Raw genomic sequence first — 12,017 nt, forward strand, 5'->3', positions numbered from 1 at the left:
GCGTAACGATCTCTGAACGCTGCGTAAGGGATCACGGGTGGTGAAGGAGACATCCCTCACCACCCGTCGGCGGGTCGCCGGACGGGACAGGTTAAAATCGCAGCTGACCAGCGGGGACGGGGCGTCCTGCCGGTCGTGCCGAGCGGTCGGTGATGCGGGCGACGTACCGTATGGCCGCGGAAGCAGGTACCGTTAAAGCCCTACGGGCCGGTCTCTCCGTCGAGAGTCCGCTCTGAATCATGAACGCGTGTCAAGACTCTGGGGCCGTCGAGCCCCGTCGTTGAGGGGGTCGAGCCATGGGGCGCGGCCGGGCCAAGGCCAAGCAGACGAAGGTCGCCCGCCAGCTGAAGTACAACAGCGGTGGGACTGATCTCTCACGCCTGGCCGAAGAGCTGGGTGCATCGCCGCAACAGCCGGCATCGCAGCAGCCGCCGAACGGCGAGCCGTTCGAGGATGACGAGGACGACGACCCGTACGCGCGGTACGCCGACCTTTACAACCGAGACGACGATGACGAGGACGAGGGCAACTCGTCCCAGCAGCGTCGTCGCGCCTGACGTACGACGTCTCTTCTGTCGTACGTGCACGGTGTGCACAGCAGTTCCACGGACCCGGTCCGGGGTAGTCACCTCGGACCGGGTTCTGTGCTGCCCTGCGGGCGGCCGGGTCAGGCGGAGTAGTCACCGGTCAGGGTCACTGCCTCGGTGTGGTCACCACGCTCGACGATCTCGCCGCTGACCCAGGCGTCCACGCCGCGGTCCGCGAGGGTGGCCAGCGCCACGTCCACCGACTCCTGCGGCACGACGGCCATCATGCCGACGCCCATGTTCAGGGTCTTCTCCAGCTCCAGCCGCTCGACGTCGCCGGCCTTGCCGACCAGGTCGAAGATCGGGTCCGGGGTCCAGGTGGACCGGTCGACCGTGGCGTGCAGGCCGTCCGGGATCACCCGGGCCAGGTTGTTGGCCAGGCCGCCGCCGGTGATGTGCGAGAAGGCGTGCACCTCGGCCGTACGGGTGAGCGCCAGGCAGTCCAGCGAGTAGATCTTCGTGGGCTCCAGCAGTTCCTCGCCGAGCGTCCGGCCGAACTCCTCGATCCGCTGGTCCAGCGACATCCCCGCGCGGTCGAACAGCACGTGGCGGACGAGTGAGTACCCGTTCGAGTGAAGACCGGAGGACTCCATCGCGATGACGATGTCACCCGTACGGATAAGATCCGCGCCCAGCACCCGGTCCGCCTCGACGACACCCGTGCCGGCGCCCGCGACGTCGAAGTCGTCGGCCCCGAGCAGCCCCGGGTGCTCCGCGGTCTCGCCGCCGACCAGCGCGCAGCCGGCCAGCACACAGCCCTCGGCGATGCCCTTGACGATCGCCGCGACCCGCTCCGGGTAGACCTTGCCGACGCAGATGTAGTCGGTCATGAACAGCGGCTCGGCGCCGCAGACGACCAGGTCGTCCACGACCATGCCGACCAGGTCGTGGCCGATCGTGTCGTACACGCCCATCCGGCGGGCGATGTCGACCTTGGTGCCGACGCCGTCGGTGGCCGAGGCGAGCAGCGGCCGCTCGTAGCGCTTGAGGGCCGAGGCGTCGAAGAGGCCGGCGAACCCGCCGAGGCCGCCGACGACCTCGGGGCGGGTGGCCTTCTTGACCCACTGCTTCATCAGGTCGACGGCGCGGTCGCCCGCTTCGATGTCCACGCCCGCTGCTGCGTAGCTGGCGCTGGTGCCCGCGTGCTGGGCACGCTCAAAAGACTCGGCAGACACGGTGAGATCTTTCCTGTCGGTGTGTACGAGCTCTACGGGCGGCGCAGCGCGTCGGCGCCGCCGACCCCGGCCGTCAGCGTCCCGACGCCGTCCAGGTCCGGCTTGGCCTGGCCCGCGGTCTCCGCCTCCAGGAGGTGCTTGCCCAGCAGCTCCGGGTCGGGGAGGTCGACCGGGTACTGGCCGTCGAAGCACGCGCGGCACAGGTCCGGCTTGGCGATCGTCGTCGACTCGATCATGCCGTCGATCGAGATGTACGCCAGCGAGTCGGCGCCCAGCGACGTACCGATCTCGTCCACGGTCAGTCCGTTGGCGATCAGCTCGGCGCGGGTGGCGAAGTCGATACCGTAGAAGCACGGCCACTTGATCGGCGGCGAGGAGATCCGGATGTGGACCTCGGCGGCACCGGCCTCGCGGAGCATCCGGACCAGGGCGCGCTGGGTGTTGCCGCGGACGATCGAGTCGTCGACGACCACCAGCCGCTTGCCGCGGATGACTTCCTTGAGCGGGTTGAGCTTGAGCCGGATGCCGAGCTGCCGGATGGTCTGCGAGGGCTGGATGAAGGTCCGGCCGACGTAGGAGTTCTTGACCAGGCCGACGCCGTACGGGATGCCGCTGGCCTCGGCGTAGCCGACCGCGGCCGGCGTGCCGGACTCCGGGGTCGCTATGACGAGGTCGGCCTCGGCGGGTGCCTCGGCGGCCAGCTTGCGGCCCATCTCCACCCGGGAGAGGTACACGTTGCGGCCCGCGATGTCGGTGTCGGGGCGGGCCAGGTAGACGTACTCGAAGACACAGCCCTTGGGCTTGGTCTCGGCGAAGCGGGAGCTGCGCAGGCCGTTCTCGTCGACGGCGATCAGCTCGCCCGGCTCGATCTCGCGGATGAAGCTGGCGCCGCAGATGTCCAGGGCGGCCGTCTCGGAGGCCACCACCCAGCCGCGCTCCAGGCGGCCGAGGACCAGCGGGCGGATGCCCTGCGGGTCACGGGCCGCGTACAGGGTGTGCTCGTCCATGAAGCACAGCGAGAAGGCACCCGAGACCTTGGGCAGGACGCGCGGCGCGGCCTCCTCGACGGTCAGCGGCTTGCCGTCCTCGTCGACCTGGCCGGCCAGCAGGGCCGTCACCAGGTCGGTGTCGTTGGTCGCCGCGACCTGGGTCGCGCGGCCGCCCTCACGGGGCAGTGCGGCGACCATCTCGGCGAGTTCGGCGGTGTTGACCAGGTTGCCGTTGTGACCCAGGGCGATCGAGCCGTGCGCGGTCGCGCGGAACGTCGGCTGGGCGTTCTCCCACACCGAGGCGCCGGTGGTGGAGTAGCGGGCGTGGCCCACGGCGATGTGGCCCTGGAGGGAACCGAGGGATGTCTCGTCGAAGACCTGGGAAACCAGGCCCATGTCCTTGAATACGAGGATTTGGGAGCCGTTGCTCACTGCGATGCCCGCGGACTCCTGACCGCGGTGCTGCAGGGCATACAGCCCGAAATAGGTGAGTTTGGCGACCTCTTCACCCGGAGCCCAGACACCGAAGACGCCACATGCGTCCTGGGGGCCCTTCTCGCCGGGGAGCAGGTCGTGGCTGAGTCGTCCGTCACCACGTGGCACAGCACTGAGTCTAGGGCAGGTCCGCGATTCATCCGAACCGGGGATCGAACCGGGGCCGGGTCCGGGGGGCCTGCTCCAGGTGGGCGAGTGCTTGACGTGAGCACGTACTCGCGGACGGGATCACGCTCCCTACGGCCCTTGGCGCAGCGCCGCCACGTCGATTCCGGGCGCGCCGCCGGTGCCATCTGTCGCCGCGTGCGGCGGGGCTGCGTGCCGCTTTGCCCCGCGTTCGTCTTCACCTTCTCGTCACGCGAGGTCCGGCCGGTTCCGGTACGGATCCGGCGGGTGCCGTTCCGCTTCCCTCGCAGCCCGGACCGAGGGGCGGGGTGAGATGCGCCACTCCACCGTCCGGGGGACGCGGCACGGCGAACGTTCCGGAGAATTCCGGGCTTTTCGGCCCCGGCTCGTCGCGTCTCCGTCCCGCGCCTGTCCATCTCCTCGCGGAACGACGGCCGGGGAGTGCGACGTTCGCGAAGGCAACGTCACCAAGGGTGACGCCGAAGACCGCGGCCTGCGCCACGGCCCACGGATCGGCACCGCGCCTGCCCGCTGGACGGTACGGACCCGGCGGGTCGTCCGCTGCGCGGCGAGCGGCTCCCCGGGGCTCATCCCATGAGAGGCAAGTACGGCGCGAGATCGGCCCGTTCGCCGCTGGCGCTCACGGCGGCCGTTTCGAGCGCCGCGGGCCAGTCCGTACGCCCGGTGGCCAGGCGGAGCCAGGTCAGCGGGTCGGTCTCGACGACGTTCGGCGGCGTGCCCCTGGTGTGCCGGGGGCCCTCGACGCACTGGACGACGGCGAACGGCGGCACCCGTACCTCGACGGAGCCGCCGGGCGCCTTGACGGCCAGCGCGTCGGCGAGCACCCGGGTGGCGGTGGCCAGGGCCTGGCGGTCGAACGGGATGTCCAGGCCGGTGGCGGCGGCCAGGTCGTCGGTGTGCACGACCAGTTCGACGCAGCGCACCACCAGGAAGTCGGCCAGGCGCATCGCGCCGACACGGACCGCCAGCAGCCGGTCGTCGGGGGCCATCGGGACCGCTTCGGCATACCGGGCGGCGGCATGGTCCAGGAGGGCCGCGGGCTCGCCGCCGGCCGCCGTGTCGCGGGCGTTCGCGTCGACCTTCGCGGCCAGCGCGCGCGTCACGGACGGCCAGGTGGCCAGGGTGACTTCCTGGGCGGGCGGCGCGGGCTGCGCGAGCGCCGCCGGGACCTGTTCCACCGCCATGGCCAGATGGGCGACCAGTTCGCGGACCGTCCAGTCCCCCAGCCGGGTGGGCAGCGCGAACTGCTCGGGCGTCAGGCGCTCCACGGCGGACCGTACGTGTCCGAACTGCGCGATGACGGCGGCGCGGGTCTTGGCGGAGTCGTAACTGCGGGCGCGGGCTCGGCCGGACGGCTTGCGGGCACTGGGCATGGCGTCGAGGCTACTCGGCGGGGCGCGTCGCGTAGTCCCCCAACCCCTGTTCCACCAGGCCGAAAGCCCGGTGGGCGGCGGCCACCGCGTCCGGATACACCGCGTCGGCGGACTCGCCGGCCAGCAGCCTGCGGTGGTTCTCGTTGATGAGCGCGTTACGGGCGGCCATCAGCTGGCCCGCGACGACCTGGGCCTCCATCCGGTCGCCGCCGGACTCCGCCTCCAGCACCTCGGCGAGCTGCTGGAGGCCGTGCATCCGGTTGGCGTACGCGCGAAGCAGCAGGTCCGGTGTCTCCACGATCAGGCGGCGGATGCTGAGCACCTCCGGCTGGTCGCACAGGCCGACGGAGGGGTCCCGCAGCTCCAGCAGCTCGACGAACTGGCGGCAGACGGCCGCGACCGCCGACTCCCCCGGCGCGCGGGTGTGGACGGCGTGGGCCGCGTCTCCGGCGTGGTGCTCCATCGGCTTGAGGACCAGGTCCTCCTTGGAGCCGTAGTAGTTGAAGACGGTCATCTTGGAGACCTCGGCGGCAGCGGCGATCTCTTGGACGGAGACCTTCTCGAAGCCCCGCTCCAGGAACAGTTCGACGGCGGTCCGCCGCACCCGTCGCTCCGTCTGCAGTTTCTTGCGCTCGCGCAGTCCCAGCTCCTCGGCCATGCCGCCACTGTACCAGGGCAAAAAATAATACCGGGCAAAACATTGACTCGGTCCATGCTTGGCGGGCATGGTGCTGCCATGAACGCTTCCACCGCTCCTCCGCACCCTTCGCGGACCTCGCCGGCCGGCGTCGCCACCGGCGGCGACAGGTCCGGCGCCGACAGAAACCGAGCCGACGAAAACCGAGCCATCGGCGGCGACAGACACGGGGCCGACGGGTCCGGCGGTATGACGTCGGCCCGGCGCAAGGTCGGCTTCTTCGTCTGTCTCGCCACGATGCTGCTCGCCGTCCTCGACCAGAACATCGTCTCGGCCGCGACCGTCCCGATCGTCCGCGGACTGGACCCGCTGCACGGCATCGACCGCATCCCCTGGCTCGTCAGCGCGTTCTCGCTCGCCGCCACCGCCGCGCTGCCCCTGTACGGCAAGCTCTGCGACTCCCTCGGCGCGAAGCGGGTCTTCCTCGGCGCCGTCGCCACCTTCCTGCTCGGCTCGGCGCTGTGCGGGGCCGCGCAGGACATGGACCAGCTGATCGCCTTCCGCGCGGTGCAGGGCCTGGGCGGCGGCGGGCTGATGAGCGTCACGATGGTCGTCATCGCCCAGCTCAGAGGGGCGGGAAAGCACGGCGCCGGCAAGGGAGCCGGACTGGGCGGGCTGGTCGCGGGGGCCGGCATGGCCCTGGGACCGGTCGTCGGCGGACTGCTCGCCGAACACGCGGACTGGCGCTGGATCTTCTACGTCAACCTGCCGATCGGCCTGGTCGTGCTCGTCGTGTCGGCACTCGTCCTCAGACTCCCCCGCCACGGCGAGCGGCGACGCATCGACTTCGTCGGAGCCGCGCTGGCGGCCGCGTTCTCGACGGCGCTGCTGCTGGTGACGGAGTGGGGCGGCCGGGAGCACCCCTGGGGCTCCCCGGTGACACTCGGCCTGGCCGGCGGGGCCGTGGCGCTGCTCGCGCTGTTCCTGTGGCGGCAGGCCACCGCCGCCGAACCCCTGCTCCCGCTGACGATGTTCCGTATCCGTACGCTGCGTGCCGCCTTCGCCGTCCAGGGCCTGGTCGGCGTGGCCCTGACGGGCTCGCTGGTGTACGTGATGATCTATCTCCAACTGGTGCGCGGCATCGATCCCACCTCGGCCAGCCTGTTCATGATCCCGGTGGCGCTCGGCATCGCCGGTTCGGGCCTGATGACGGGCCGGCTCGGCGCCCGCGGCTGGTCGGAGAAGCGTTCCGTGGTCAGCGGTGCGGCCTGCGCCGCCGTGGCCGCGCTGCTGCTCTCGACGAACGGCGCAGACACCGGCCTGTGGAGCGTACGGGCCGAACTCTTCCTGCTGGGTGCCGGGTTCGGCCAGACGCTCGGGCAACTGATCGTGCTGGCGCAGCAGGCCGCGCCGCGCCACCAGCTCGGGGTGGCGACGACCGGCATCCGCTTCTTCCAGACCCTCGGCAGCTCGCTGGGCGTGGCCTTCTTCGGAACGGTGCTGGCCCGCGTCTACGCCGACCGCGGCCCCGGCGGTTCCACCAGCGCCATACCGGCCCTGAAGGGCGAGGCCCACGCCCGCGCGGTGGACGCCTTCGGCTCCTCCATATCCGTCGTCTTCCTCTGCTCGACCGCCGTACTGGTACTGGCAGCGCTCCTGGCGCTCCGCATACGGGGAGGAGATGCGGCCGGGGAGCCGGCGAAGACGGCAGCCGGGAGCGAGTAGGACGGAGAAACGGGGCCCGGGGGGTGAGTGGGGCGGGGACGAGGGCCCAAGGAGGGCAAGTGGCTCGGGGAGGGGCCCCAAGGAGGGCGAATGGCTCGGACGGGGAGCCAGGGGGCAAGAGGGGCAGAGAGGACAGAGAGGGAGGGGGCAGAGAGGGGGCGGGGAGGGAGGGGGCGGGGAGGGAGGGAAGAGGCAGAGGATCTGCCGCTGCGGAGGCCGGAACCGGCAGGGCCTACGACAGTGGCCCGCCCCGGAAGGGACGGGCCACCGTGCGGGCGGACGGCGCCCGGTACGGCGCCCTCCGGCCGGGTCAGCCGAACAGGGACGGGATGGTCGCCTCGTGCGCTGCGCGGAGGTCGCTCAGCGGCAGGGTGAACTGGCCCTGTACGTCGATCGCGTCACCGTCGACCACACCGATGCGGGTGGCCGGGAGGCCGCGCGCACCGCACATGTCGGTGAAGCGCAGCTCCTCGCTGCGCGGGACCGCGACGATCGCGCGGCCCGCCGACTCCGAGAAGAGGAGGACGAAGGGGTCCACTCCGTCGGGGACGACGATCCGGGCGCCCTTGCCGCCGCGCAGGCACGACTCGACGAGGGCCTGGATCAGGCCGCCGTCGGAGAGGTCGTGCGCCGCGTCGACCATGCCGTCGCGGGAGGCCGAGATCAGGATCTCGGCCAGCAGCTTCTCGCGGGCGAGGTCCACCCGCGGCGGCAGGCCGCCCAGGTGGTCGTGGACGACCTGGGACCAGGCCGAACCGCCCAGCTCGTCCTCGGTGTCACCGAGGAGGTAGACGAGATGGCCCTCGTCGGCGAAGGCGACCGGCGTGCGACGGCTGACGTCGTCGATGACGCCGAGCACCGCGACCACGGGGGTCGGGTGGATGGCGGCCTCGCCGGTCTGGTTGTAGAGCGAGACGTTGCCGCCGGTGACGGGCGTACCGAGCTCCAGGCAGCCGTCGGCGAGACCGCGGACGGCCTCGGAGAACTGCCACATGACCGCCGGGTCCTCGGGCGAGCCGAAGTTCAGGCAGTCGGAGATCGCCAGCGGCTTGGCGCCGGTCGCCGCGACGTTGCGGTACGACTCGGCCAGCGCCAACTGCGCGCCGTGGTACGGGTCGAGCTTGGCGTAGCGACCGTTGCCGTCGGTGGCGATGGCCACGCCCAGCCCGGTCGTCTCGTCGATCCGGATCATGCCGGCGTCCTCCGGCTGGGCCAGCACGGTGCCGCCCTGCACGAAGTGGTCGTACTGGCTGGTGATCCAGGACTTGGACGCCTGGTTGGGCGAGGCGACCAGCTTCAGGACCTGCTCGCGCAGCTCCGCGCCGGTCTGCGGCCGCGCCAGCTTGCCCGCGTCGTCGGCCTGGAGGGCGTCCTGCCACGCGGGGCGCGCGTACGGGCGCTCGTAGACCGGGCCTTCATGGGCGACGGTCTTCGGGTCGACATCGACGATCTTCTCGCCGTGCCAGAAGATCTCCAGCCGGTCGCCGTCGGTGACCTCGCCGATGACGGTGGCGGTGACGTCCCACTTCTCGCAGATCGCCAGGAACCGTTCGACCTTCGCCGGCTCCACGACGGCGCACATCCGCTCCTGCGACTCGCTCATGAGGATCTCCTCGGGCGAGAGCGTCGAGTCGCGCAGCGGTACGTCGTCCAGCTCCACCCGCATACCGCCGGAGCCGTTCGAGGCCAGCTCGCTGGTGGCGCAGGACAGTCCGGCCGCGCCGAGGTCCTGGATACCGACGACGAGCTTCTCGGCGAACGCCTCCAGGGTGCACTCGATGAGCAGCTTCTCCTGGAAGGGGTCGCCGACCTGGACGGCGGGGCGCTTGGACGGCTTGCCCGTGCCGTCGGCGCTGTCCGGCGCAGTGTCGAAGGTCTCGGAGGCCAGGATGGAGGCCCCGCCGATGCCGTCGCCGCCGGTCCTGGCGCCGTAGAGGATGACCTTGTTGCCGGCGCCGGACGCCTTGGCGAGGTGGATGTCCTCGTGCCGCATCACACCGATGGCACCGGCGTTGACCAGCGGGTTGCCCTGGTAGCAGGAGTCGAAGACGACCTCGCCGCCGATGTTGGGCAGGCCCAGGCAGTTGCCGTAGCCGCCGATGCCCGCGACGACGCCCGGCAGGACGCGCTTGGTGTCGGGGTGGTCGGCGGCGCCGAAGCGCAGCGGGTCCACGACGGCGACCGGGCGGGCGCCCATGGCGATGATGTCGCGGACGATGCCGCCGACGCCGGTGGCCGCGCCCTGGTAGGGCTCCACGTAGGACGGGTGGTTGTGCGACTCGACCTTGAAGGTGACGGCGTAACCCTGGCCGACGTCGACGACGCCCGCGTTCTCGCCGATGCCGACGAGCATCGCGTCGTTCTCGGGAACCTTCTGGCCGAACTGCTTCAGGTGGACCTTGCTGCTCTTGTAGGAGCAGTGCTCGGACCACATGACGGAGTACATGGCGAGTTCGGCGCCGGTGGGGCGGCGGCCGAGGATCTCGCGGACGCGCTCGTACTCGTCCTGCTTCAGGCCGAGTTCGGCCCACGGCTGGTCGGTGTCCGGCGTCTCGGCTGCGTGCTTGACCGTGTCGAGCGTCATGCGTTGACCAATTTCTTCAGGATCGAGGTGAAGAATCCGAGGCCGTCCGTACGGCCGGTGCCGATCAGCGGCTCGACGGCGTGCTCGGGATGCGGCATGAGGCCGACGACGTTGCCCGCCTCGTTGGTGACGCCGGCGATGTCGCGCAGCGAGCCGTTGGGGTTGCCGTACCCGTCGGCGGTGTCGCCCTCGGTCAGGTAGCGGAAGGCGACCCGGCCCTCAGCCTCCAGCATGTCGAGCGTGCGCTCGTCGGCGACGTACCGGCCGTCGATGTTCTTCAGCGGTACGGAGATCTCCTGGCCGGCGGTGTAGTCGGTGGTCCAGGCGGTGTCCGCGTTCTCCACCCGCAGCTTCTGGTCGCGGCAGACGAAGTGCAGGCTGTCGTTGCGCAGCATCGCGCCGGGCAGCAGGTGCGTCTCGGTCAGGACCTGGAAGCCGTTGCAGATGCCCAGGACCGGCAGGCCGCCCCTGGCCTGTTCGATCACGGTCTCCATGACCGGCGAGAAGCGGGAGATGGCGCCGGCCCGCAGGTAGTCGCCGTAGGAGAAGCCACCGGGCAGCACCACGGCGTCGACCTGCTTGAGGTCCTTGTCGCGGTGCCACAGCGGCACCGCCTCGGCCCCGGCGAGCCGGATGGCGCGCTGGGTGTCACGGTCGTCGAGCGTGCCCGGGAAGGTGATGACTCCGATGCGTGCCGTCATGATCCGGGCCGGTCTTCGACATGGACGGTGAAGTCTTCGATGACGGTGTTGGCCAGGAAGGTCTCGGCCATCTCGTGGATACGGGCGAGGGCGGCGTCGTCGACCGGGCCCTCCACCTCAAGTTCGAATCGCTTGCCCTGACGGACGTCGCCGATCCCCTCGAATCCCAGGCGTGGCAGTGCGCGCTGCACCGCCTGGCCCTGCGGGTCGAGGATCTCCGGCTTGAGCATGACGTCGACTACGACGCGTGCCACTGGCACTCCCGATGGTGTGGTGCGTAAGGCGGTGCCATCACAGTACCGTGTTCGAAAATCTACGCGCATAGATATCGTGACGGCGCGGTCACGGTACGGCGTCGGCCGCGGTAAGCGGTGGGGAAAATCTCAGAAAAGACCTAGGGTCCGCATTGCGGACGGACACGCTGAGGAAATTAACTGGGCTTCACCATGCAATGCCCGCCGCTGTACAAATGAAAATGCATTGATCCCAATCAGCCGGATCTGCAGCGTCCCCCCATGTCAAGGCGGGGTTGCTGCTCGAAAGGACCGATATCCGTGGCGCAGCGCGTAGTAGTCACGCTCTCCGATGACATCGAAGGCGGAGAAGCCGCAGAGACGGTCACCTTCGGTTTGGACGGGAAGTGGTACGAGATCGACCTCAATCCCGCCAATGCGAAGAAACTGCGCGGCACCCTCGCACCGTTCGTGGAGGCCGGCCGCAAGCGGTCGAAGTCCGGCAAGGCGTACCACCACACCTCGGTGACCCCGGACCCCTCCGCCGTGCGCGCCTGGGCCCGCTCCCACCACATGGACGTGCCCCCGCGCGGCCGGATCCCGAAGAAGATCTACGAGGCTTTCGACGCGGCCAACAACTGACCCGGAAGGCCCGCCTTCCCCCACACACCGCCACCCGCCCCCGCCTCCGTCCGGCCGCCGGTCCGCAGCCGGGCGGAGTGGGAGCGCACGGACCGGGGACAGTCGGACTGGGGATGCACGGAGTGGGGACGCACGGGCCGGGGACGGACGCGGAGGCGAGGAGCGAAGACGGGGGCGGCCGCGGCCGGTTCCGGCTGTCCCGCAGCGGAGTTGCACAGCACCCCCGTTGATCAGCTAGAGTCTGGAGCACGCCGAGGGGCGAGGCCGAAAGGCCGGATCCCGAGGAGTCATGCGGGTGTAGCTCAGTAGTAGAGCGCCCTCTTTCCAAGAGGGAGGCGCAGTGTGCGATCCCTGTCACCCGCTCTGACAGCATCAAGAAGTCCGTACGGACCGATTGATGGTGGTCATGCGGGTGTAGCTCAGTAGTAGAGCGCCCCCTTTCCAAGGGGGAGGCGCAGTGTGCAATCCCTGTCACCCGCTCCGACAGTACCGACCACTCCAGTGGATCAGGTAGAGTAGCTGTCGCGCCGCCCGGTGAAAGCCGGTCGGATGCCTGCGGACGTAGCTCAGTTGGTAGAGCGCAACCTTGCCAAGGTTGAGGTCGCGAGTTCGAGCCTCGTCGTCCGCTCAGGAAAAAGACCCCGGTCATCGCGACCGGGGTCTTTTGTCTTCTCCCGCACCGGACCTCGCCCCGGCCCACCTCGACCCCCGCCTCGGTACCGGGCCCCT

10 protein-coding genes and 3 tRNA genes are annotated in these 12,017 nt (G+C 70.3%); 6 read left to right on the top strand and 7 right to left on the bottom strand.

The annotated features are described in order from the left end of the window. Window positions 1-296 precede the first annotated feature (296 nt). Complete coding sequence (locus AB0A97_RS33670) at window positions 297-557, top strand: DUF3073 domain-containing protein (RefSeq protein ID WP_125055478.1); 261 nt, start codon at window positions 297-299, stop codon at window positions 555-557. Window positions 558-667: 110 nt separating this feature from the next. Here the strand turns inward: AB0A97_RS33670 and purM are convergent, their stop codons facing one another. The 4 genes from purM to AB0A97_RS33690 all read right to left on the bottom strand — a co-directional run bounded on the left by purM (window position 668) and on the right by AB0A97_RS33690 (window position 5,424). Beyond that, the gene (gene purM / locus AB0A97_RS33675; protein ID WP_361157223.1) at window positions 668-1,762 is read right to left on the bottom strand and encodes a phosphoribosylformylglycinamidine cyclo-ligase; all 1,095 of its coding nucleotides are present in this window, start codon (window positions 1,760-1,762) and stop codon (window positions 668-670) included. Between the two features lie 32 nt (window positions 1,763-1,794). Beyond that, entirely contained in the window at window positions 1,795-3,354 is a 1,560-nt protein-coding gene (gene purF / locus AB0A97_RS33680) for an amidophosphoribosyltransferase (protein ID WP_361157225.1), read from the bottom strand. Between the two features lie 605 nt (window positions 3,355-3,959). Then, the gene (locus AB0A97_RS33685) at window positions 3,960-4,766 is read right to left on the bottom strand and encodes a sterol carrier family protein (RefSeq protein WP_361157228.1); all 807 of its coding nucleotides are present in this window, start codon (window positions 4,764-4,766) and stop codon (window positions 3,960-3,962) included. Between the two features lie 10 nt (window positions 4,767-4,776). Beyond that, complete coding sequence (locus tag AB0A97_RS33690; protein ID WP_361157230.1) at window positions 4,777-5,424, bottom strand: TetR family transcriptional regulator; 648 nt, start codon at window positions 5,422-5,424, stop codon at window positions 4,777-4,779. A gap of 228 nt (window positions 5,425-5,652) precedes the next feature. On the opposite strand from AB0A97_RS33690, the gene AB0A97_RS33695 reads away from it, so the two are divergent. Continuing rightward, a complete protein-coding gene (locus AB0A97_RS33695) occupies window positions 5,653-7,128 on the top strand; it encodes an MFS transporter (protein ID WP_361157234.1) in 1,476 nt (491 codons plus the stop codon). A gap of 310 nt (window positions 7,129-7,438) precedes the next feature. On the opposite strand, the gene purL is transcribed toward AB0A97_RS33695, so the two are convergent. From purL to purS, 3 genes are read right to left on the bottom strand one after another with little or no spacing between them, the layout of a single operon-like run. Next, the gene (gene purL, locus AB0A97_RS33700; RefSeq protein ID WP_361157237.1) at window positions 7,439-9,712 is read right to left on the bottom strand and encodes a phosphoribosylformylglycinamidine synthase subunit PurL; all 2,274 of its coding nucleotides are present in this window, start codon (window positions 9,710-9,712) and stop codon (window positions 7,439-7,441) included. Continuing rightward, a complete protein-coding gene (gene purQ, locus AB0A97_RS33705) occupies window positions 9,709-10,413 on the bottom strand; it encodes a phosphoribosylformylglycinamidine synthase subunit PurQ (RefSeq protein WP_361157240.1) in 705 nt (234 codons plus the stop codon). Before purQ ends, purL begins: the two co-directional genes overlap by 4 nt. Next, on the bottom strand, window positions 10,410-10,667 hold the full coding sequence (purS, locus tag AB0A97_RS33710; RefSeq protein WP_361157243.1) for a phosphoribosylformylglycinamidine synthase subunit PurS: 258 nt from the start codon (window positions 10,665-10,667) through the stop codon (window positions 10,410-10,412). Before purS ends, purQ begins: the two co-directional genes overlap by 4 nt. Window positions 10,668-10,967: 300 nt before the next feature. Between purS and AB0A97_RS33715 the strand changes: the two genes are divergently transcribed. The 4 genes from AB0A97_RS33715 (at window position 10,968) to AB0A97_RS33730 (ending at window position 11,916) form a co-directional block, all read left to right on the top strand. Further along, complete coding sequence (locus tag AB0A97_RS33715) at window positions 10,968-11,288, top strand: Lsr2 family protein (RefSeq protein ID WP_361157246.1); 321 nt, start codon at window positions 10,968-10,970, stop codon at window positions 11,286-11,288. Window positions 11,289-11,579: 291 nt separating this feature from the next. Beyond that, window positions 11,580-11,651, top strand: a tRNA-Gly gene (locus AB0A97_RS33720). A 45-nt stretch (window positions 11,652-11,696) separates the two neighbouring features. After that, a tRNA-Gly gene (locus tag AB0A97_RS33725) sits at window positions 11,697-11,768 on the top strand. Between the two features lie 75 nt (window positions 11,769-11,843). Then, window positions 11,844-11,916: transfer RNA gene (locus tag AB0A97_RS33730), tRNA-Gly, on the top strand. Window positions 11,917-12,017 lie beyond the last annotated feature (101 nt).

Source organism: Streptomyces sp. NPDC045470, assembly GCF_040646595.1.
Classification (GTDB): Bacteria; Actinomycetota; Actinomycetes; order Streptomycetales; family Streptomycetaceae; genus Streptomyces.